This is a genomic window from Streptomyces sp. NPDC048278 (assembly GCF_040652195.1).
Taxonomy (GTDB): domain Bacteria; phylum Actinomycetota; class Actinomycetes; order Streptomycetales; family Streptomycetaceae; genus Streptomyces.
On the sequence record NZ_JBEZLP010000038.1, the window covers coordinates 18,441 to 37,796 of the forward strand.

20 protein-coding genes and 1 pseudogene are annotated in these 19,356 nt (G+C 71.1%); 8 read left to right on the top strand and 13 right to left on the bottom strand.

Annotated elements, in window-relative coordinates; translation table 11 throughout:
* Positions 1–115: 115 nt before the first annotated feature.
* A pseudogene (locus tag AB0D74_RS41590) lies at positions 116–649 on the top strand (LytR family transcriptional regulator); the annotation flags it as partial.
* Between the two features lie 12 nt (positions 650–661).
* Positions 662–892, top strand: coding sequence for a twin-arginine translocase TatA/TatE family subunit (locus AB0D74_RS41595; RefSeq protein ID WP_362599221.1), 231 nt, complete (start codon positions 662–664; stop codon positions 890–892).
* Here AB0D74_RS41595 and AB0D74_RS41600 read toward each other — a convergent pair.
* Positions 862–1,095 (bottom strand): hypothetical protein, encoded by a 234-nt coding sequence (locus tag AB0D74_RS41600; protein ID WP_362599090.1) that lies wholly within the window; start codon positions 1,093–1,095, stop codon positions 862–864. The two genes, AB0D74_RS41595 and AB0D74_RS41600, sit on opposite strands and share 31 nt — an antisense overlap.
* Positions 1,096–1,108: 13 nt before the next feature.
* Positions 1,109–1,456, bottom strand: a complete 348-nt coding sequence (locus AB0D74_RS41605; RefSeq protein ID WP_362599092.1) for a preprotein translocase — start codon at positions 1,454–1,456, stop codon at positions 1,109–1,111.
* Positions 1,457–1,557: 101 nt separating this feature from the next.
* Here AB0D74_RS41605 and AB0D74_RS41610 point away from each other — a divergent pair, with 101 nt between their 5' ends.
* From AB0D74_RS41610 to AB0D74_RS41620, 3 genes are all read left to right on the top strand, one after another.
* Positions 1,558–2,133, top strand: a complete 576-nt coding sequence (locus tag AB0D74_RS41610; protein ID WP_362599094.1) for a TerD family protein — start codon at positions 1,558–1,560, stop codon at positions 2,131–2,133.
* Positions 2,134–2,360: 227 nt separating this feature from the next.
* A complete protein-coding gene (locus tag AB0D74_RS41615; protein WP_362599096.1) occupies positions 2,361–3,710 on the top strand; it encodes a hemolysin family protein in 1,350 nt (449 codons plus the stop codon).
* Positions 3,707–4,726, top strand: coding sequence for a hemolysin family protein (locus AB0D74_RS41620; RefSeq protein WP_362599098.1), 1,020 nt, complete (start codon positions 3,707–3,709; stop codon positions 4,724–4,726). The genes AB0D74_RS41615 and AB0D74_RS41620 overlap by 4 nt, the downstream gene beginning before the upstream one ends.
* A 12-nt stretch (positions 4,727–4,738) precedes the next feature.
* Here the strand turns inward: AB0D74_RS41620 and AB0D74_RS41625 are convergent, their stop codons facing one another.
* Both AB0D74_RS41625 and AB0D74_RS41630 read right to left on the bottom strand, forming a co-directional pair.
* Positions 4,739–4,963 carry a twin-arginine translocase TatA/TatE family subunit gene (locus tag AB0D74_RS41625; RefSeq protein WP_362599100.1) on the bottom strand — a complete coding sequence of 75 codons (225 nt, stop codon included), beginning with the start codon at positions 4,961–4,963 and terminating at the stop codon, positions 4,739–4,741.
* Between the two features lie 403 nt (positions 4,964–5,366).
* A complete protein-coding gene (locus AB0D74_RS41630) occupies positions 5,367–6,005 on the bottom strand; it encodes a helix-turn-helix domain-containing protein (protein WP_362599102.1) in 639 nt (212 codons plus the stop codon).
* A gap of 195 nt (positions 6,006–6,200) precedes the next feature.
* On the opposite strand from AB0D74_RS41630, the gene AB0D74_RS41635 reads away from it, so the two are divergent.
* Positions 6,201–8,567: an MMPL family transporter gene (locus AB0D74_RS41635; RefSeq protein ID WP_362599104.1), complete on the top strand. Its 2,367-nt coding sequence runs from the start codon at positions 6,201–6,203 to the stop codon at positions 8,565–8,567.
* Between the two features lie 194 nt (positions 8,568–8,761).
* Here AB0D74_RS41635 and AB0D74_RS41640 read toward each other — a convergent pair whose 3' ends face one another.
* From AB0D74_RS41640 to AB0D74_RS41680, 9 genes are all read right to left on the bottom strand, one after another.
* Positions 8,762–9,538 carry a lysophospholipid acyltransferase family protein gene (locus AB0D74_RS41640; RefSeq protein ID WP_362599106.1) on the bottom strand — a complete coding sequence of 259 codons (777 nt, stop codon included), beginning with the start codon at positions 9,536–9,538 and terminating at the stop codon, positions 8,762–8,764.
* Positions 9,525–10,352 carry a patatin-like phospholipase family protein gene (locus AB0D74_RS41645; RefSeq protein ID WP_362599108.1) on the bottom strand — a complete coding sequence of 276 codons (828 nt, stop codon included), beginning with the start codon at positions 10,350–10,352 and terminating at the stop codon, positions 9,525–9,527. The genes AB0D74_RS41640 and AB0D74_RS41645 overlap by 14 nt, the downstream gene beginning before the upstream one ends.
* A gap of 139 nt (positions 10,353–10,491) precedes the next feature.
* A complete protein-coding gene (locus AB0D74_RS41650; protein WP_362599110.1) occupies positions 10,492–11,082 on the bottom strand; it encodes a helix-turn-helix domain-containing protein in 591 nt (196 codons plus the stop codon).
* Between the two features lie 32 nt (positions 11,083–11,114).
* Positions 11,115–12,284 carry an aminotransferase class I/II-fold pyridoxal phosphate-dependent enzyme gene (locus AB0D74_RS41655; RefSeq protein WP_362599111.1) on the bottom strand — a complete coding sequence of 390 codons (1,170 nt, stop codon included), beginning with the start codon at positions 12,282–12,284 and terminating at the stop codon, positions 11,115–11,117.
* Positions 12,285–12,304: 20 nt separating this feature from the next.
* The gene (locus tag AB0D74_RS41660) at positions 12,305–13,102 is read right to left on the bottom strand and encodes an SDR family oxidoreductase (protein ID WP_362599113.1); all 798 of its coding nucleotides are present in this window, start codon (positions 13,100–13,102) and stop codon (positions 12,305–12,307) included.
* A 57-nt stretch (positions 13,103–13,159) separates the two neighbouring features.
* Complete coding sequence (locus AB0D74_RS41665) at positions 13,160–14,170, bottom strand: allophanate hydrolase (protein WP_362599115.1); 1,011 nt, start codon at positions 14,168–14,170, stop codon at positions 13,160–13,162.
* Positions 14,167–14,907 carry a carboxyltransferase domain-containing protein gene (locus tag AB0D74_RS41670; protein ID WP_362599117.1) on the bottom strand — a complete coding sequence of 247 codons (741 nt, stop codon included), beginning with the start codon at positions 14,905–14,907 and terminating at the stop codon, positions 14,167–14,169. The genes AB0D74_RS41665 and AB0D74_RS41670 overlap by 4 nt, the downstream gene beginning before the upstream one ends.
* An 18-nt stretch (positions 14,908–14,925) precedes the next feature.
* A complete protein-coding gene (locus AB0D74_RS41675) occupies positions 14,926–15,741 on the bottom strand; it encodes a 5-oxoprolinase subunit PxpA (protein ID WP_362599119.1) in 816 nt (271 codons plus the stop codon).
* 26 nt (positions 15,742–15,767) lie between these two features.
* Positions 15,768–17,144, bottom strand: coding sequence for an MFS transporter (locus tag AB0D74_RS41680; RefSeq protein WP_362599121.1), 1,377 nt, complete (start codon positions 17,142–17,144; stop codon positions 15,768–15,770).
* 397 nt (positions 17,145–17,541) lie between these two features.
* On the opposite strand from AB0D74_RS41680, the gene AB0D74_RS41685 reads away from it, so the two are divergent.
* Positions 17,542–18,192, top strand: a complete 651-nt coding sequence (locus AB0D74_RS41685; protein WP_362599123.1) for an RraA family protein — start codon at positions 17,542–17,544, stop codon at positions 18,190–18,192.
* A complete protein-coding gene (locus AB0D74_RS41690) occupies positions 18,189–19,343 on the top strand; it encodes a D-2-hydroxyacid dehydrogenase (protein ID WP_362599125.1) in 1,155 nt (384 codons plus the stop codon). Before AB0D74_RS41685 ends, AB0D74_RS41690 begins: the two co-directional genes overlap by 4 nt.
* Positions 19,344–19,356 lie beyond the last annotated feature (13 nt).

Genomic DNA, 19,356 nt, shown 5'->3' on the forward strand with positions numbered 1-19,356 from the left:
AGCCCTCGCCTGTGAATTGACTGTGGATCAGGGCTCCATGCGCCGCATGTTTGCTCGATTGCGCAATCATGCAACTGACGCCTGATCGGGGCCCGACCGTTCGTGGGAGTGGGAGATGAGCGACCCCTGGGATGGCCGGAGTAGGCAGGCCACACGCAGGCGCACCACCCGGACGCCGGGACCGCGAGCGGGCGAGGCCGAAGCGGAGCCTCCGCCGGGCGGCCGGGCAGCGGCGAGAGCGGCGGCCCGTCGCGACGATGGCGCAGGCGGCGGCAGACGCGAGACCCGGCGGGCAAAGCGCTCCGGGCGCGGCACACGGGTGCTGAAGGTCCTCGGGCTCTGTCTGGCGGTCCTTGTGCTGGGTACGGCCGGGGTGGGCTGGTGGTTCTACCAGCACCTCAACGGCAACATCAACAGCGTTGCGCTGGACGGCAGGGGCGGTACGGAGAAGGCCGACGCGTTCGGGCGGACGCCGATCAACATCCTGGTGATCGGGTCGGACGGCCGGACCAGCACGGCGGACTGCAAGCTCGGCGGCGGCTGTTCGCAGACCGGCGTGCAGAGCGGGTACGGCAACGCGGACGTGGAGATGGTGGTGCACATATCCGCGGACCGCTCCAACGCGACGGTCATGAGCATCCCCCGCGACGGGGTGTGCGGGATGGTCCGCAACGGACTGGAACCCTGGCACCTGCTGGTCGTGGGGATCGTGATCGTCCTGCTGTTCGGCTCGAAGAAGCTGCCCGACGCCGAGCCCGGACAGCCTGCTCCGCGCGTCGTCCAGACCGCGCCCGGAGAGCCCGCGTCCGCCCGTTCCGTCACCGCGAGACGTCCCAGGCCCGCTGAGCGGCCCGTGGGGCGTCAGGGACTGGCGATGTCGAAGCCGTACTGAAGCGGTTCGCTGTTCACCGAGTAGTCGCGGCGGTACACGTACACCCCCGCGACCTGCATCCCCTCGGGGGCCGCTTCCAGCTGGCAGGGGTATGTCAACTGGAGTACGCGCGGCCGGTCCGCGACCTTCATCCGCAGTCCGTCCGCGGGGCCTCCGGAGAGCACTGCGGTCTCCCATCCGGTCACGTCGGTCTTCTCCTTCATGTAGCGGTCGCTTCTAGGTGGCGTCCGGGTCGAAGGCCGCCGCGGGCGTGGGTGATCCGGTCTGTGTCCCCTTCGTTGGGGACACGCTCTCCGCATCCTGTGATCGCTCGCCGGCGGCCTCGCGCACCACGTCGGCGACCTGCGTCAGTTCCGCCCTCGGATCGAGGGCGCTTCGGATCTCCGCCAGCCCGAGACCGTCACCGTCCAGCACGTGCTTGCGCACGAACGCCTTCGGGTGAATGTCCTCGAACTCGAAGTCCCGGAACCGGAACCCCGGCCCCAGTTCGGAACGGATCTCCTCCGAAGAACACCTGGCACCCCCGGTCCTCGCACGTGCCGATCGCCTGTTGCGCGCGGCCACGTCAACACTTTAGATGTTGCGCAACTGTTGGAACTATAGCGCCGGGTTCGGCGTTGGTAGCCGTTGACCGGACATATGGCGTGGAACAGGGAGGATCGGTCGTGGGAATTTCGTTGGCCAAGGGTGGCAACGTGTCGCTGAGCAAGGAGGCGCCGGGCCTGAGCGCGGTGGTGATCGGTCTGGGCTGGGACGTACGGACCACCACTGGTGCGGACTACGACCTGGACGCCTCCGCCCTGCTCTGCGACGCATCCGGCAGGGTGGTCTCCGACCAGCACTTCGTCTTCTACAACAACCTCACGAGCCCGGACGGCTCGGTGGAACACACCGGCGACAACCTCACCGGTGAGGGCGAGGGCGACGACGAGTCGATCAAGGTGAACCTGGCCGCGGTGCCCGGCGGGGTTGCGAAGATCGTGTTCCCGGTCTCCATCCATGACGCGGACGCGCGCGGGCAGAGCTTCGGGCAGGTCCGCAACGCGTTCATCCGTGTGGTCAACCAGGCGAACGGTCAGGAGATCGCCCGCTACGACCTCTCCGAGGACGCTTCCTCGGAGACCGCGATGGTCTTCGGGGAGCTTTACCGGCACGGCGGCGAGTGGAAGTTCCGTGCGGTGGGCCAGGGCTATGCCTCGGGTCTGCGCGGCATCGCCCAGGACTTCGGGGTCCATGTCTGAGGCGAACCCGTTCGTCAGTAGTTGTCCCTGTGTTCCGTAGGGGCCCGTGAGGTGTGGGCGCCAGACGTCCGCGGGAACCTTGAAACGGACCGGATCGTTTTCCGGATCCGCACCACAACCGGAGGAGCACCAGCTTTGTCCGCCAGATCGACGGACCCCTCGGGGCACAGTCCCGGACCATCCCGCCAGGATTTTCCTGAGCACGGCACATGGCGGGGTGGTGCTCGATGAGTGCCGTGAGCGCGCTGCTGGGCCTGCTGGCCGTGTTCCTCCTCACCGCGGCCACCGGCTACTTCGTCGCCCAGGAGTTCGCCTACGTCTCCGCCGACCGTCTCGCCCTCGCGCGGGAGGCCGAGGCGGGTGACAAGAAGGCAGCCCGGGCCCTGAAGGTCCTGGAGCGGCTTTCGTTCATGCTGTCCGGCGCTCAGCTCGGCATCACCGTCACGGGCCTGGTCGTCGGCTTCGTCGCCGAACCGTCGGTGTCGGCCCTGCTCACACCGGCCCTGTCCCGTACCGGTCTCCCGGACGCGGCCGTGAGCGCCGTCTCCGTGGTCCTCGCGTTCGCCGGAGCCACCGTGGTCCAGATGGTGCTGGGCGAGCTGGCCCCGAAGAACCTCGCCATCGCCGTGCCCGACCGGCTGGCGAAGGCGCTGGCCGGCTCCACGCTGACGTATCTGAAGGTCGTAGGTCCCGTCGTGCACGTCTTCGACGCAGCGGCGAACCGGCTGCTGCGCAGGGCGGGTATCGAGCCCGTCGAGGAGTTGCACCACGGCGCCACCCTGCAAGAGCTCAGCCAGCTGATCGGCGAATCCCACGAGCAGGGCGAACTGCCCAGGGAGACCGCGGAACTCCTCGACCACGCTGTGGAGTTCTCCGTCCGGACCCTGGACGAGGTGATGGTCCCGCGTGCGGACGCCGTCTTCGTCCGCAAGGACGCCGGCGCCGCCGAGGCGGTCGGCCTCATCGCCGAGCACGGTCACTCGAACTACCCGGTCCTCGGGGACCACCCCGACGACGTCACCGGTGTGCTCGGGGTCCGGGAGCTGATGGGCCTGCCCGCCGACCGGCTGACCCGGACGACCGCGGGCGCCCTCGCCCGCCTGCCCCTGCTCCTTCCCGACACGCTTCCGCTGCCCGAAGCGGTGGAGCAGATGCGTGCGCGGGACGACGAGTTCGCCGTCGTCCTGGACGAACACGGCGGCGTGGCAGGCATCGTGACCTACGAGGACATCGCCGAGGAACTGGTCGGCGACATCGCGGACGAGTCCGACACGGTCACCGCACTCGCCGTGGCCGACGGCACGGGCTGGCTCGTGGACGCGGGCCGCCGTCTCGACGAGGTCGCCGAGGCCACCGGCGTCGAACTGCCCGAGGACGCGGACTACGACACGGTGGCCGGACTCATCGTGGACCGGCTCGGGCGCTTCCCGGCCGTCGGCGACCGCGTCGCAGTGGAGGTGGCCGGCGGAGGACGGGCGACCTTGGAGGTACGGGCCCTGGACCGTCACGTCCCCGAACGGGTGCGCCTGGAACGCTCACCCGAGACGGTCGCGGTCCGCGAGGAGGAGCAGGCATGAGTTTCCCGATGGCGCTCTTCGTCACCGTCCTGCTGCTGATCGGCAGCGGATTCTTCGTCGCCGCCGAGTTCGCCCTGGTCGCCGCCAGACGCCACCGTGTGGAGCAGGCAGCCGCCGAGGGGCAGCGCGGCGCGAAGGCGGCCCTGGCCGGCATCCGTGAGCTGTCCCTGATGCTGGCCGGCGCCCAGCTCGGCATCACCATCTGCACCCTGGGTCTCGGCTCGGTGTCCAAGCCGGCGATCTCCCACGAACTCGACCCGCTGCTGCACAAGCTGGGCCTGCCCAGCGTGGCCAGCTACGGCGTCGCGTTCGCCGTGGCGATGATCGTGGTCGTCTTCCTGCACATGGTGGTGGGCGAGATGGCCCCCAAGTCCTGGGCCATCGCCCACCCGGAGCGCTCCGCGATGCTCCTGGCGCCGCCCTTCCGGGCTCTGGTCAACGCCCTACGGCCGTTGATCAGCCTGCTCAACGCTCTGAGCAACGCGCTCGTACGACTGTGCCGGGTCACCCCGCGCAGCGAGCTCGCCTCGGTCCACAACCGGGAACAGCTCACCCATCTCGTCGCCGAGTCGGAGCGGCTCGGCCTGATCAGCAAGGAGGAGTCCGAGCTGATCACCAGTTCGCTGACCGAGCCGCAGAACCCGGTCGGCGCACTGCAGGTGCCCGCCGCGGAGATCACCTCGGTCGTCGCGGACGCGGACGCGGAGACGATCCTGGCCACCGCCGCGGGCCATGACCGAAACCGCCTGCTGGTGCGCGACGGCGACAGGATCATCGGCTCGGTGCATGCCCGCGACGCGCTGATCGCCCGTACGCAGGGAAAGGCGAGCACGGCCCGGGACCTGGCCCGCCCGGTACCCGAGCTGGCCGAGGACGACACGATCAGCCACGCCATCGAGCAACTGCGCAGGCGCCGGGCCTCCCTGGCCGTCGTCCACGACGCCGATGGCCGTCTCACCGGCATGGTCACCCTCGACGACCTGCTCGCCCGTCTCCTGCACCCACAGCCGTGCTGACGCCGGGGCCGTTCAGGAGCGCGGTGAGGCTTCATCCCGGTCGACGACCGTGCCGGACACCACCCGGCCGGACCCGTCGGCCGGGTGGTGGGAGTCCTGCTCCTGGACCGCACGGGCCTCGCTCTTGAAGATCCGAGACGCCCTGCCCGCAGACCGCGTCAGCTCGGGCAGCTTTCTGATCCCGATGAGCACGATCACGACGACGAGGATCACGGCCAGCTCGCTCAAGCCGAACATCAGGTCTTCCCTCTTTCGCTCGATCCACTTGTTCTACAGTGCTGTAGAAGTTTCCCCCGGCAAGTGATCACCGAACAAGCGCCGAGTCAGGACGGCGTGCTGTCGGAGCCCGGACCAATGCGACAGAACGGGCGTCGAACGGTCATGCGCCGGGGGAGGCGGACGAGCGGGCCGGCATATCGGCCGTCATTCGGTGTCGGCCGGAGGAGAGCGCGGACGTCGACGCCACCACGGGATGTCCGCGCTCGGGGGAGCGGAAGCGTTCCTGCCAGACCTTCGTCATCCCTTCCCAGGGCTACTGCCCGAACAAGGCCAAGCCCGACCGCACCGCCCTCTTCGACCAACTCGTCGAAGCTGGGGCGCCAAGGTCACGTGAGGGAACTCTCCGGGGGCCGTCTCCGGGTCAGGTCTGTGCGATGTTGCTCACCGCGGAACGCAGGTCGTCCTCTTCGTGGTGCAGTGGGGGCAGCGGGGTGGCGCAGGCAGGGTTGAGGGAGTCGAAGAGCAGGGCGACGAAGCGGGCCCGCAGGGAGGGCGGAGTGCCCGGAATCGCGAGGCCCGCGACGGCCATGACGAGAAAGCGCGGGATGTCCTCCGCGGTGAGATCCTCGCGGACCTCTCCCTGCCGCTGCGCGCGCACCAGCAAAGGGTGCAACGACTCGCTGAAGCGCTGCAGAGCGTCCACGGCGACATCGGTGAAGTTGCTCGCGAAGGTGACCAGCCCCTTCTCCTCCGTGATGAGGTCGAGCAGCCGGGTGGCGACGTCCTGGAGGGAGCGGCGCGGGTGCGGCGACTCGGCCGCCCGGTCGATGAGGGGGAGCAGGTCGGTTTCGAGGATGTCGTCCAGGACCGCGCGGACGAGCGCCTCCCGGTTGGGGAAGTGGCGGTAGAGCGTCGCGATCCCCACGCCGGCCTCGGCCGCGATCTGCTCGAGTGACCCTTCACCCGTGCCGAGGACGACCCGTCCCGCGGCGGTGATGCGCTCCATGCTGGAGCGTGCGTCGACCCTCCGTCGTGGACCGCGGTCCCTGTCGGCTGCCATCTTGCCGCCCCTTTCTTCGCTGCGATGAAGGCTAACCCTTCCCTCCGGCCTTCCCTCCGGCCGTCCCGGCGGCCCTCGTCCGATCCGAAGTGATAGTCACCTATTGGATTGATAGAGTGCTATCACTTCGGGGTGTCATCGCGTCCCGCGACACGCGCGGCCCGTGTGGGGACACCTGGGAATGGGGAGAGAACTGTGTCCGTTCTGCTGTACCGGCTGGGGAGGTTTGCCTACGGCAAACCCTGGTACGTCATCGGGGGCTGGCTGGCCGTGGTGGCGGCCGTCGTGGGGCTGCTGGTGGCCAACCCCGTCAGGCTGAGCAACGAGGTACGTATCGACGGGACCCCGTCCCAGCAGGTCATGGACGAGCTGGCCACGTCGTTGCCGGAGGCGTCCGGCGGCCAGGGCATGCTGGTCTTCAAGGCCCCGGCCGGCGCCAGGATCGACGACACGGACGTGCGATCCGCTCTGCTGGCGGCCGTCGACGCCGTCTACGGCCACGACCACGTCGTCGACGTCCGCCAGGCCCTCGCGAAGGAGGCCGCCAAGGGGGAGAACAGCCCGCTGCTGCGGGCCCAGGCGGCGGTGGCGCGCGCCGCGGGGAAGACGTCCTCCGGGAAGACACCCGTCCCCTTCCGTGCGGAGGGCCGGCCGGTGCCGGGAGTGATCGTCTCCGCCGACGGATCGACGGCCCTGATGCAGTTCCAGTTCGACGAGCAGACCTACGAGCTTCCCTCGGGAACCGTCGACAGCACGGTCGAGGCCGCCGAGCGGCAGGCGGCCCGCGGCGGCCTCGACGTCCTGCCGTCGGCGTCGATGATGGAGATCCCGGAGGTCATCGGAGCCGGCGAGACGGTCGGCGTGGCCGTCGCCGCCATTGTCCTGCTGGTCACCCTGGGGTCGGTGGCCGCGGCCGGCCTTCCCCTGGTCATCGCACTGGTCGGGGTCACGGTCGGGGTCGGCGGGGCCTTCACCCTGTCCACGGTCTTCGAGATCCACTCGCTCGCCGCGGTGCTGGCGCTGATGCTCGGGCTGGCCGTCGGCATCGACTACGCCCTGTTCATCGTCAACCGGGAACGCAGCCTGATCCTCGAGCACGGCCTGGACGCGCACGAGGCGACCGGCCGCGCGACGGGAACGGCCGGGAGCGCGGTCTTCTTCGCCGGCAGTACGGTGGTCATCGCCCTGGCCGGACTCCTGGTCGTCGGGATCGGACTGCTGAGCACCATGGCCGTCGTGGCCGCCGCCACGATCGTGGTCACCGTGTCGCTGGTGCTGACGCTGCTGCCGGCCCTGCTGGGCCTGGTCCGGGAGCGCATCTGTTCCCCGCGTACCCGACGCAGGGCGCAGCTGCGGGCGGCCACCGGCGATGGCGTCGCGGACACGAGGACGGCGCGCTGGGCGGCGGGCCTGGTCCGGTACAGGTACCCGGCCCTCGTGGCCGCCTTCCTGATCCCGGCGGTCCTGGCGGTGCCCGCCGCGGACATGCGGATGGGGCTGCCGTCCGGTGCCAGCTACAACAGCGGCACCCCGCAGCGCCAGAGCTACGACCTCGTGAACGATGCCTTCGGGCCCGGCTACAACGGGCCACTCATGATCGCCGTGAAGTCCGCGGTGCGGGGGCGTCCGCTGTCCGCGGCGGCTCTCGCGGCGGTCACCGCGGATCTGAGTGACGTCAAGGGTACGAAGGCGGTGTCGCTGGCCGGAATGAGCAGCACCGGGACCACGGCCGTTCTCACCCTCGTCCCGGGCGGCGGACCCAACGACGACTCGACCAAGGCCCTGGTCACGGCCGTACGGGACGAAAGCGCGCGCACCGCCGCCGCCCATGGTGTCGTCGTCGGCACGACCGGCTTCACCGCTCTCGCGATCGACGTCTCCGACCGGCTGGCCGACGTACTGCCCCTGTACGTGGCCACCGTGCTCGGGCTCTCCCTGGTCGTCCTGCTCCTGGTCTTCCGGTCCGTCATGGTCCCGGTGACGGCGACGATCGGCTTCCTGCTGACCATCACGGCGACCCTCGGCGTCACCACAGCCGTTTTCGAATGGGGCTGGCTGCAGCAACTCATCGGACTCGATGCCACCGCGCCGGTCGTGAGTCTGTTGCCCATCATCGTCACCGGAGTGCTGTACGGGCTCGCCATGGACTACCAGATGTTCCTGGTCACCTCCATGCGTGAGGCACACCTTCACGGTGACAGCCCGTCAGCTGCCACGGTCGCCGGTTTCGCCCGGGCCGGCTCCGTCGTCGTCGCGGCGGCCACCATCATGGTCTCGGTCTTCGCGGGGTTCGTCCTCAACGCCCAACCCATGGTGAAACAGGCCGGTTTCGCGCTGGCCGTGGGCATCCTCATCGACGCGTTCGTCATCCGCATGACGTTCATCCCGGCAACCATGGCCCTGGCACAGGAGAAGGCGTGGTGGCTCCCCGCCCGGCTCGACCGCCTCCTGCCCGACCTGGATGTCGAGGGTGAGCAACTCGCGCGGAAGATCCCGCAGCCCCGGCGCGCCGTCGAGCATCCGCACCCCGCCGCGGCACAGAACGCGAACACGACCGGCTGACGCCGCACGGCCCCTCTCGGCGGACCGCCCGGCGTGCCCTCCCGGTGCTCGGCGCGGTGGACACCAAGCGCCGCCCCCACGCCGAACAGGGCCCCCTGCGCGACTCGACTTCGGCGAGTTCGCGGTGGGTGTTCCTGCCGACCCGCCGAAGGCGAACCGAGTCGGGCCCTGCACCGGGCCCGACTCGGTGACGGTCAGGAGCCGTCGAGGAGTTCGGACATCGTCGCGCGGACGGCGCTGGTGATCGCGGGGCCGCGCGCGCCCGGCGCGAGGGTGATGCGACGGGCGCGAACGGTGACGGTCGGCCGGCCCGGCACCTTCCACCGGGGCCACCGGGGCCACCGGGGCCACCGGGGCCACCGGGGCCACCAGGGCAACCGGGGCAGTCTGCGTTCGACCGGCCACGCGTCGTCCGTTCCGGTCAGGGTGAGCACCACCACCTCGGAGACGGAGGCGCGGTGCGCCAGCCAGGCGGCCCCGCCCTGGAGTTCTCCGACGCCGTCGGCGCGCTCGTGACCGGGCACGATGCGCCCTTCCGCGGCGATCACCACGACCTGGCCGCGCGCGAGCAGCCGCTCGGCCCGGCGCAGTCCGCCCAGGGCCGAACGCCCCCGCAGGGCGGGTATCGCGCGGAGCAGGCGCAGGACCGCGCGGTCCAGGGGCCGGTCGAAGAAGTCCTCCCGGGCGAAGGTGTACGGCCAGACGCCGTGCCTGCGGCACAGGGTCACGAACACCAGCGGGTCGAGGAAGCTGCGGTGGTTGATGACGATGAGGGGGCCCCTGCCCAGATCACCGCACCCGTCGAGCCCGGAGAGCTCCAGCCGGGCCACGCCCCGGACACCGAGCGCGATCAGGGCACCGGCACCGCGTCGCAGCACCCGGGCGACAGGACCGTCGAGCGGGTCGACGTCACGCGTCGGTCCGGCCTCGGGAGTGACGCGCTCCGGGCGCGCCGTCTCAGTGCCGGACACCGGCGGCCTGCCTCGGTGAGAGGTCCAGTTCTTGGGCGTACGCCGGGAGTTGGCGCGCGGCGGCGTCGTATCCGAGGGCCATCAGCCGGGGCACGTCCCGGGACGACCACGAGGAGTGGCCGTCGGTGTCGACGACGATCTCGATGTCGGGCTGAACGACCTCCGCCGGCGGCAGCACCACATGCTGGAGCGCCGACCGGCCGCCCCGGGAGGACGGGGCACGCAGCCGGATGCCGACGGTCCGCGTGGCACCGAGCCGGTGTGCGGCCCAGACGGGCAGCTGCGAGTTGAGCGCGGCGTCGACGAGCACCTGGTCGCCGACGCGCACCGGAGGGAACACGCCGGGGACGGCGACCGCCGCCTGAACCGCCGTGGCGGCCGGGCCCCGGTCCAGCAGGACCGCCCGCCGGGTGCGCACATCGGTCGCCACGGCCGCGAAGCGGCGCGGCAGCTCGTCGATGTCCCGGCGCTGGAAGATCCAGTGCAGGTTGGCCCGCAGCGCGGTCGTCTCGATCAGCGAGATCCGCCGGCTGGGCCGGAGGCTGCCGAAGTCCGACCAGGTCGCGACCTCGATGCGCTCGGCGATCCTGGCCGCTGACAGTCCCGCCGCCCATGCGCCGCCGATGAGCGCCCCCACACTCGTTCCCACGACGATCTCCGCGTCGAACCCGTACTCGGCCAGGGCCAGCAGGGCGCCGGCGTGAGCGGCTCCCCGTGCCGCCCCGCTGGACAGCACGAGGCCCCAGACCTCGGGAGTTCCCGGATTCGGGCCGCTCGCGGCCTCGGCAGACGTATCCGTGCGGGGCGCATCCACAGACTGTCCTCTCCCTCGCGCGAGGGCTTCACCACTCGCCGACTCGACGGCATAACCGATAGTCTACTATCAATGTGATAGTAGACTATCGGGTGAGTCCGTGATGCAGGGGCGGCAGGGCGTGTGCGCGGTCTCCGGCTCAGTCCCCTTGGTGCTGCCTGGCCGCGGCGGCCCAGCCGATCAGGGCACCGCGAAGCGCGGCGACCAGGCAGGCGGCGGCCTCGTCCTCGGTGCGTCCGCTCTTGATGAGGTCGAGGATGTCCCGGGGATCGAACAGGGCGTTCCACAGGTACAGGGCCTCGTCGCCGAGGTCTCCGAGGCCGAGGTCCTCGGTGGTCTGGCGCAGCGGTTCGGTGAGCGCCTCGGCCTGCGGGGTGAGGTAGGCGGTCCCTTCGCGCAGCCGCTCCAGATAGCCGCGGTGCGAGCGCATCTGGGCCATCGCGCCGCCGTGTTCGAGGACGAGGGAGACCCAGTACCGCGACACGACTTCCAGCCGGGCCATGCCCCGGGTGGTCTGCCGGGCACTGAAGTCCCTTAGCTCGGAGCCGACTTGGGCCCGGAAGGCGTGCAGGATCTCCTCGACGGAGGAGAAGTGGCGGTAGGCCGTCGCGGTGGACACCTCGGCGTGTCTGGCGATCTCGGCGAGGCTGACCGGCGTCGGCGAGTTCTCGAACAGCAGCGCCGCGGCCTTGATGAGCTGCCGACGGTTGCGCTCGGTGTCACTGCGCATGGGGCGACTCCTCGTGGTGGGCGGGACGGCGCTCATCGCAGGGACGCGAGGCCGTCGGCCAGCCTGCGGACGCCCTCGGTGATGGACTGCGGGCTGGCAGCGTACGACAGCCTCAGGTGCCCTTCACCCCGCGCCCCGAACTCGCTGCCCGGCCGGACGGCGACACCGTGCGCGCGCAGTGCCGCGACGACCTCCACGGACGGCAGGTCGACGTCGTAGCGCGGGAACTGGTAGAAGGCGCCCTCGGGTTCGCTGAGCGTGAGACCCGGGACCGCGGCCAGTTCGGCCCGCATGATCTCGCGGCGCTGCTCGTACGCGGCACGCATCCGGGTGACGTCCTCGGCGCAGTGCTCCACGGCGGCGAGCGCGGCGTCCTGGACGACGGTGTTGACGGAGCCGTTGAAGGTGTTGTGGACGCGCGCCGCCGCCCGGACGACCGGTGCCGGGCCCCAGAGGTAGCCGACGCGCCAGCCGGTCATCGCGTAGCTCTTGGAGAAGGTCTGGCAGAAGACGGTACGGTCGCGCAGGCCGTCGACGGAGATCGCCGAGGTGAACGGGCGGCCGGTGTAGTCCAGGTCGGAGTACGCCTCGTCGGAGATGACGAGCGTGTCCGTACCTGTCAACAGAGCTGCCAGCGCCTCCAGTTCCGCGTGGCTGTGCACGATGCCCGTCGGGTTGACGGGGTTGCAGAAGACGAAGAGCCGGGCGCCGGGGAGGGCGTCCGCGAGCCGGTCGAGGTCCCAGTGCAGGTCGGCCGCCAGCGGGACCGGTACGACGGTGCCGCCGGCCATGCTGACCAGGTCGGCGTAGAGGGAGTAGGTGGGGTCGGGCACGACCACCCTGTCGCCGGGGTTGACGATGCCGAGGATCGACGCGGCGAGCCCGGCGGTGCCGCCCTGGGTGACCAGGATGTCGGCGGCGGAGACCGGGACCCCGGCGGTGCCGGTGAGCCGGCCGGCGAGCGCCTCGCGCAGTGCGGGCTCACCGAGGAGCGGCGAGTAGTGGGTGCGTCCGGCGCGCAGCGAGGCCTCGGCCGCATCGGTGACCGGCCGGGGCGTGTCGAAGTCGGGTTCGCCCATGGCGAGGGAGACCAGGTCGGCCCGGGACTGCGGCTGCTGGGTCCGGCGGGAGACGGCCTCGATCCGGGCGACGGCGTCGGCGGTGGCGAACCGGGGCGGCTGGGTGGTGACGGTGGACGGCATGCGCTCTCCTGGTGGCGGGGTCAGGTCTGGGGCGTGGCGTCGGCGGGCGCGCCCGCCCACCGGCTGATCTCCAGGTCGGCGGAGACGTCGCGCTGTCTGGTCGGGGCGACGACCATCTCCTGGAGGACCACGCGCTGGGGCAGGGCGACGGCCAGCCGGACGGCCTCGGCCACGTCCTCGGGCCGCACCATCAGGGCGCGTTCCTCCGGCGCCGGGGGCCGGGCGCGGTTGTCGAGGATCGGGGTGTCCGCCTCGCCGGGCAGTACGGTGATCGCCCGCAGCCCCTGGTTGCGGAAGGTGTTGTGCAGGAAGGTCATGAAGTTGCGGACCCCGGCCTTGGCCGCGCCGTAGGCGGCGCCGCCGAGCAGGTTGGGGTTGACCGCGGCGAGCGAGGAGACGGTGACGATCGTCCCCGTGTTCCGGGCGAGCATGTCCGGCAGCACGGCCTGGGTGAGCTGGAAGACAGCGGTCAGGTTCACTTCGAGAACCTGGCGCCACTCGTCGTGCGGGGTCCACTGCGGGTTGAGCACCGACGACGCGCTGCCCGCGTTGTTGACGAGGACGTCCACCGGGCCCAGTTCGGCCCGCACCCGGTCGAGGACGCGCGTGACGTCGTCGGTGCGGGTGATGTCCGCGGCCAGGGCGAGGGCGGTTCCGCCCTCCTCGCGGACCGTCGCGGCGACCGCGTCCAGGGCCTCCTGTCTGCGTCCGACCAGGACGACGGTGGCCCCGTCCCGGGCGAGGAGCCGCGCGGTCTCGCGCCCCATGCCGCTGCCGGCTCCCGTGATGAGCGCGATGGCGCCGGGCTGCGTCGTCACCGTTCCTCCTCCAAGATCAATATGAGATCTCATTCTTAAATGAGAATAACTTTTCAGTTAGTCGCCGGGCAAGGACGACGCGAACGGTGTGAACCCGAGGGCACCGAACGCCCCGGAGACGGCCCGGCCGAGCAGGTCGACCTCCGCCTCGCGGCGCGCCACGTGGCGCAGCGAGGTCTCGCGGTCGACCCAGCGGAACCGCAGCCGGCGTCCGGGACCGGCCTGTCCGAGCAGTGGCAGGGACGCCCGTGAGGCGACGCCGACGACGGGATAGCCCGCCGTCAGACTCCGGTAGCGGCCGAGCACGATCAGCTCGTCCGCGTGCGGGATCTGCAACGATCCGACGGGCACGCCGTGGGAGACGATCTCCGTGTCGTCGTCGGGGTGGCGCACCGGTCCGTCGAGCCGCAGCCCCACGTGGTCGGAGCGGGGTGTGACGACGTAGGTCGCTCCCTCGATCACGTCGCGGATGCCGGGGATCGCCCGGACTCCGTGGGCCGCGACCACGTCGACGACCCAGGGGTCCTCGTCGAAGCGCGCGACCGGGACCGGGAGCCGGAACAGCGGTGGCTCGAACAACTGGCGCCGAAATCCTCGGAATTCCGTCTCCAGGAGCACGCGCGAGCCCGCCGTGACCGGCTGCCCGAATCCCATGCGGGCGTCCGGGGCCGCGCTGCCGAGCAGGGTCCGCGTCGCCAGGGCGCCGTTCACGGCGAGGTAGACGCGGGTGCCCCGGCCCATGTCCGGGCGGACCCTGATCTCCTGGCCGGCCGGGACCACCAACGGCGACCAACCGCTCGCCGGTGCCCCGCCGACGGTGACCCGGGCGGGCGCACCGGTCACCGCGAGCAGGACGTCGGCGTCCGGCACGAGGGCGAGTTCGCCGCCCAGGCTCTCGATCAGGGTGGCGTCCCGGGAGTTGCCCGCGAGGAGGTTCGCGACGGTGGCCGAGTGCTGGTCGGCCGCGCCGCCCGTGGGCACACCGCGGCGCTCGGTGCCGCGCCGGCCGAGGTCCTGGAACGTGGTCACCCAGCCGGTGCCGGTGACGTCGAGTGCGACGGTCGTCATAGGTGGTCCTCCGCCGACGGGAGCAGGAATCCGGCGCCGAGCGCGACGGCCTCCGCCGGGGACACGGGGACGAAGCGGACGACGTCGCCGGTGCGGAACGAGACGGGATCCGGGCGGGAGATGTCGACGACGGTGTACGGGGTGCGTCCGACCACCCGCCAGCCGGTGGGCCCGGGGAACGGCTGGATGATCGCGTTCGTGCCGGCGATCATGACGGCGCCGGGCGCGACGTCCGTGCGCGGCTCGGCGCGCCTGCGTACAGGCCGGGGCACCTTGAGCCCGTCCATCATCGGGGCCATCGCCGCGCCGAGCAGGGCGATGGTGAACGTGGACTCCGCGATCGCCTCGACGACCTCGGCAGGGAGCAGTCCCAACTCCTCGGCGACGGAGGCCAGATCGGGGCCGGTCTCGTCGTCGAAGACCACGGGGATGCTGAACCGCCGCACGGTGCACGCGTGTTCGGGGCCGTCCGAGGGTGACGGCGCCCAGCGCGCCACCAGCCGGGCCGCGTACTCCACCTGTTCGAGCGTGATCCGCAGCGGGTCGAACTCGACGAGCAGGGACTCCAGGCCGGAGACGACGTCGAGCACACCGTGCGGGAGATGTGCCAGGAACCGGTCGCGGAAGGCGACGATCCCGGCCCTGCGGATGGCCTGGTCGCTGTGCGGGATGGTCACCGTCACCGCCGAGTCCCCGAAGGGATCGACGGTGACGGCGCCGTACTCTGCTGTGGTCATCTCCTGTCGCGCCCGGCCTCAGCCGGCCAGCGCGGCCTCGGCCTTCCGGGCTTTCTCCGCCAGGACCTCGCGCAGGCCCGTGACGCGGATGTCCCGGGCGTCGAGCGCGGCGCGCAGCGCCTTGCCGTTCGCCAGCACGGAGGGATGGTCGCCGTGCAGGAGCAGGACGTCGGCGTCGTGGCCGAGCGGGACCACGTTGCCGTTCACCGAACGGACGGTGCCCTCCTCGACGACCTGGGCGGAGCGCCGGCCGATCAGCTCGGGGTCGTGGATCAGGCCGTCAGGACGCGAGCGGGAGACAGGCATGCCGTCGTCGCCGTAGCCGCGGTCGGCGAGGAACACGTAACCGACGTCGAGGCCGCGCTTGCGGGACTCCTCGGCGAGCAGCCCGCGCTGGCAGATCACGATGTAGTCGGTGTTGTACGCGGCGATCGCGTCGGTGATGGCCCGCGCGTGCTTGGCGTCTGTCTGCGCGATCGACCCCATGCGGCCGTGCGGGGCGACATGGCTGATGGTGCCGCCGTGCACCCGCGCGAAGGCGTCCAGCGCGCCGAGCTGGTAGAGCACGTCGGTGCGGATCTCCTCCTCGGTCGCCTCGATGAGCCGCCGGCCGAAGCCGACGAGGTCGGGGTAGCCGGGGTGGGCCCCGAGCTCGATGCCGCGCTCCACGCAGTCGGCGACCGTGCGGTCCATGATGCGGGGGTCACCGGCGTGGAAGCCGCAGGCGATGTTCGAGGAGGTGACGAGCCCGAGCAGGGCCGCGTCGTCCCCGATCGTGTAGTTGCCGAAGCTCTCGCCGAGGTCGGCCACTACGGCCACGGACTTGAGTCCCATGATGTCTCCTGATGTGGGGGTCGGGTTCAGCCGGCGGCGAGCGGCCGGCCCTTGGTCTCGCGCAGGACGGCGACGGCGGCCAGGGTGATCAGGGCGGTGAGGATGGAGGCGAAGGCCGGGACCAGGTTGGAGCCGGTCGACTTGATGAGCTCGGTCATCACGAGCGGTGCGCTGCCGCCGAAGATGATCGTCGAGATGCTGAACCCGATGCTGTAGGCGGAGTAGCGCACCGAGGTCGGGAACATCTCGGCGAGCGCGGTGTGGACGACGGCCGCGTGCCCGGAGAAGGCGACCGCCAGCACGATCGTGCCGATGCACGCGAGCCCGAACTGGCCAGTGGTGATGAGCCGGAACATCGGGTACGAGACGACGGCCATCGCGACCGCGGAGCCCGCGAGGACGGGCTTGCGGCCGACCCGGTCCGAGAGGCGGGCCATGAGCGGGATGCACACGGCGATGGCGACCAGGCTGAACGCCGTGACGGTGAGTGCCCTGAGCATCGAGAAGTTGTGCTCGCCCAGGTTCGTCTTCAGGTAGGTCGGCATGTAGACGAAGAGCAGGTAGTAGCCGGGGCCGTTGAGCGCGGGCAGGAAGATCGTGAGCGCGATCGCCTTCAGGTGGCGGGGCGAGGTCAGGGCCTCCTTGAGCGGGTTGCGCGCGACGGTGTTCCGCTCGCGCAGCGCCGTGAAGTGCGGCGTCTCCTCCAGCCGGCGGCGGATGTAGAAACCGATGTAGCCGAGCGGGACGGCGAGCAGGAACGGCACCCGCCAGGCCCACGAGGTCATGGCGTCGTCGCCGAGCGCGGTGATGAGGACGGCCGAGAAGGCGCTGCCGAACATCAGGGCGACGAAGGAGCCGACGGCGATGAAGCTCATCATGTAGTTGCGGCGGGCGTCCGGCGCGTACTCGCCGACGAACGACATCGCGCCGGCCACCTCGCCGCCGGCGGAGAAGCCCTGGAGCACCCGCAGCAGGACGAGGAGGACGGGCGCGGCAACCCCGATCACGGCGTGGGACGGGATGAGTCCGATGGCCGCGGTCGCGGCCGAGATGAGCACCAGGAGGGTGGCGAGCAGGCCCTTGCGGCCGAGCCTGTCCCCGAGGTAGCCGCAGATCACGCTGCCGAACGGGCGGGCGAGGAAGCTGATCAGGAAGCCGACGTTGGTGAGGAACAGGCCCCCGGCCTCCGCCTCGCCCATGATGTTGATCGCGAGATAGGTGACGAGCAGGCCGTAGATGCCGTAGTCGTACCATTCGACGAAGGAGCCGACCGCGCCCGCGACGGTCGCCTTGCGGACGACCTTCGCGTCGGCGGTGACGACGTCGGACGCGGTTGCGCCGAGACCGTCCGGTACGGCGTGCGGGTGATCTGATGTGGTGTCGATCCGGTCTGACGTGGTCATTCGCGTTCACTTTCGGTGTCGCGGACGCCGGGGACGGAGTCCTGAGGATCGTGCGCCTCGGGGGAGTTGCGTGCCGTCGGTGCTGTAGGGGAGGCCTGCGGAGACCGGGTGGGGGCGTCACGGTCGAGGGCCGTCGTGGGCCGCAGAACGGTGCTGGGGCCTAGATGCAACGTGAATCGCGAATGAGAATAGGTTCGCATTCTGGGGTGGTCAAGACTCCGTGTTGCCCCGAAGTTAACGTTCTGGATCCATCCCGCTTCCGCCGTGTAGGCCTGCTGCTCCGCTGTGCACACCCCTTGTCTTACGGTGCGGGTGGCTGCACACTGGCTCTCGAAAAACGCGAAAGCATTCTCACTTCCTGTCAGGCTCTTCTGTCAGTCGTCCGAAGGAACCTGTGATGACCCAGGACAACGTGCGCGTCACCACCGCATGGCAGCGCGTCGACGGCCACGTCCTCGACCGCTTCCGTGCCCACTCCGTGGCGAACCTCGGCGACGCCCTCGACCGGCTGAACATCGTCGACGGAGGCATCTCGCCGATCTGGACCGGCGCCAGGGCCGTCGGCACCGCGCTTCCGGTGCTCACCGTCGCCGGGGACAACAAGGCGGTGATCGCGGCCCTCGAACACATCCGCCCCGGCGACATCCTCGTCGTCAACGCCTTCGGCTACGACGGCCGCGCGGTCATCGGCGACAACCTCGCCCAGCGGTTCGCCGTGTACGGCGCCGTCGGCGCGGTCGTCGACGGATACGTGCGCGACGCCGCGATCATCGAGCGGCTCGGCGTCCCGGTCTTCGCCCGCGGGCTGACCCCGGCCGGCCCCTTCAAGAACGGACCGGGCGCCATCGGTGAACCGGTCGCCGTCGGAGGCGTCGTGGTCAACCCCGGTGACATCGTCGCCGCCGACGGGGACGGCGTCATCGTCATACCGCCGCACCGCGCAGAGGAGGCGCTCGACGCCGTCGAGGAGATCGTCGCCCGCGAGGCCGCCCTCGACGCCGAGGTCGAGGCACTGCGGAACAAGGCCGCCGTACGAGCCGCCGTATGAGCCACCGTGTGGCCGGACAGGCCCCGGCACCGGACCGCCTAAGGGTCGCGGTCGCCGCCCCGGTCTCCCCGGAGAACTGCGCGCGCATCCAGGAGCTGGAGCCGCGCATCGACCTCGTCGTCGACCACGCCCTGCTGCCGCCCATGCGCTGGCCCGCCGACTTCGCCGGCGATCCGGCCTGGCGGCGCACCCCCGGGCAGCAGCGCGCCTACGAAGCCGCCGTCGACTCGGCCGACGCCCTGTACGGCATCCCCGACGTCGACCCCGCGGCGCTGGCCCGCGCGGTCCGCGCCAACCCGCGCCTGCGCTGGGTGCACACCATGGCCGCGGGCGGCGGCGGGCAGGTCAGGGCGGCCGGTCTGACGGCCGGGGAACTCCGACGCGTCCTGTTCACCACCTCCGCCGGAGTGCACGGACGTCCGCTCGCCGAGTTCGCCGTCTTCGGCGTCCTCGCGGGAGCCAAGGACCTGCCCCGCCTCAACCGCCAGCAGCGCGCCCACGCATGGAGCGGGCGCTGGACGATGGGGCAGGTGAGCCGGCAGACCGTGCTGGTCCTCGGGCTCGGCGGGATCGGCCGCAAGGTCGCCGAGGCGCTCGCCGCACTGGGTGCCGAGGTCATCGGCACGAGCAGAGGCGGCACCGGAGCGGGAGGCGCGGGAGCGGGGGGTGCCGGAGCGGGCGGTGCCGGAGTGCGCGGTGCCGGAGCCGGGGGCGCCGCAGTCCCCGGTGTCTCCGCCGTCGTGCATCCCGACCGGATCGCCGACGTGGCCGGCACCGTGGACGCCGTCGTGAACACGCTGCCCGGCACGGAGGCGACCGAACACCTGCTCGGCAAGCGGTTCTTCGACGCCCTGCGCCCCGGGGCCGTCCTCGTCAACGTCGGCCGCGGCAGCGTCGTCGACGAGTCGGCCCTCCTCGACGCCCTCGACTCCGGCCGGGTCGGCTTCGCCGCGCTGGACGTCTTCGAGACCGAACCACTGCCCGCGCACAGTCCGCTCTGGGACCACGACCGCGTCCTGGTGAGCCCGCACACCGCCGCCCTCGACGCCGCCGAGGACCGTCTCATCGCGGAGCTCTTCGCGGCCAACGCCACCCGGCTCCTCGACGGACGCGACGTCCTCAACCGGGTGAACACCGTCGAGTTCTACTGACTCCACCGACCGG

What these genes read in the sequence shown, in the direction of transcription:
- AB0D74_RS41665 (WP_362599115.1), bottom strand. Translation starts at nt 14,170, where the DNA reads ATGACGACCGTCGCACTCGACGTCACCGGCACCGGCTGGGTGACCACG.
- AB0D74_RS41685 (WP_362599123.1), top strand. Translation starts at nt 17,542, where the DNA reads ATGACCCAGGACAACGTGCGCGTCACCACCGCATGGCAGCGCGTCGAC.
- AB0D74_RS41615 (WP_362599096.1), top strand. Translation starts at nt 2,361, where the DNA reads ATGAGTGCCGTGAGCGCGCTGCTGGGCCTGCTGGCCGTGTTCCTCCTC.
- AB0D74_RS41670 (WP_362599117.1), bottom strand. Translation starts at nt 14,907, where the DNA reads ATGACCACAGCAGAGTACGGCGCCGTCACCGTCGATCCCTTCGGGGAC.
- AB0D74_RS41620 (WP_362599098.1), top strand. Translation starts at nt 3,707, where the DNA reads ATGAGTTTCCCGATGGCGCTCTTCGTCACCGTCCTGCTGCTGATCGGC.
- AB0D74_RS41630 (WP_362599102.1), bottom strand. Translation starts at nt 6,005, where the DNA reads ATGGCAGCCGACAGGGACCGCGGTCCACGACGGAGGGTCGACGCACGC.
- AB0D74_RS41625 (WP_362599100.1), bottom strand. Translation starts at nt 4,963, where the DNA reads ATGTTCGGCTTGAGCGAGCTGGCCGTGATCCTCGTCGTCGTGATCGTG.
- AB0D74_RS41650 (WP_362599110.1), bottom strand. Translation starts at nt 11,082, where the DNA reads ATGCGCAGTGACACCGAGCGCAACCGTCGGCAGCTCATCAAGGCCGCG.
- AB0D74_RS41600 (WP_362599090.1), bottom strand. Translation starts at nt 1,095, where the DNA reads ATGAAGGAGAAGACCGACGTGACCGGATGGGAGACCGCAGTGCTCTCC.
- AB0D74_RS41680 (WP_362599121.1), bottom strand. Translation starts at nt 17,144, where the DNA reads ATGACCACGTCAGACCGGATCGACACCACATCAGATCACCCGCACGCC.
- AB0D74_RS41690 (WP_362599125.1), top strand. Translation starts at nt 18,189, where the DNA reads ATGAGCCACCGTGTGGCCGGACAGGCCCCGGCACCGGACCGCCTAAGG.
- AB0D74_RS41655 (WP_362599111.1), bottom strand. Translation starts at nt 12,284, where the DNA reads ATGCCGTCCACCGTCACCACCCAGCCGCCCCGGTTCGCCACCGCCGAC.
- AB0D74_RS41595 (WP_362599221.1), top strand. Translation starts at nt 662, where the DNA reads ATGGTCCGCAACGGACTGGAACCCTGGCACCTGCTGGTCGTGGGGATC.
- AB0D74_RS41675 (WP_362599119.1), bottom strand. Translation starts at nt 15,741, where the DNA reads ATGGGACTCAAGTCCGTGGCCGTAGTGGCCGACCTCGGCGAGAGCTTC.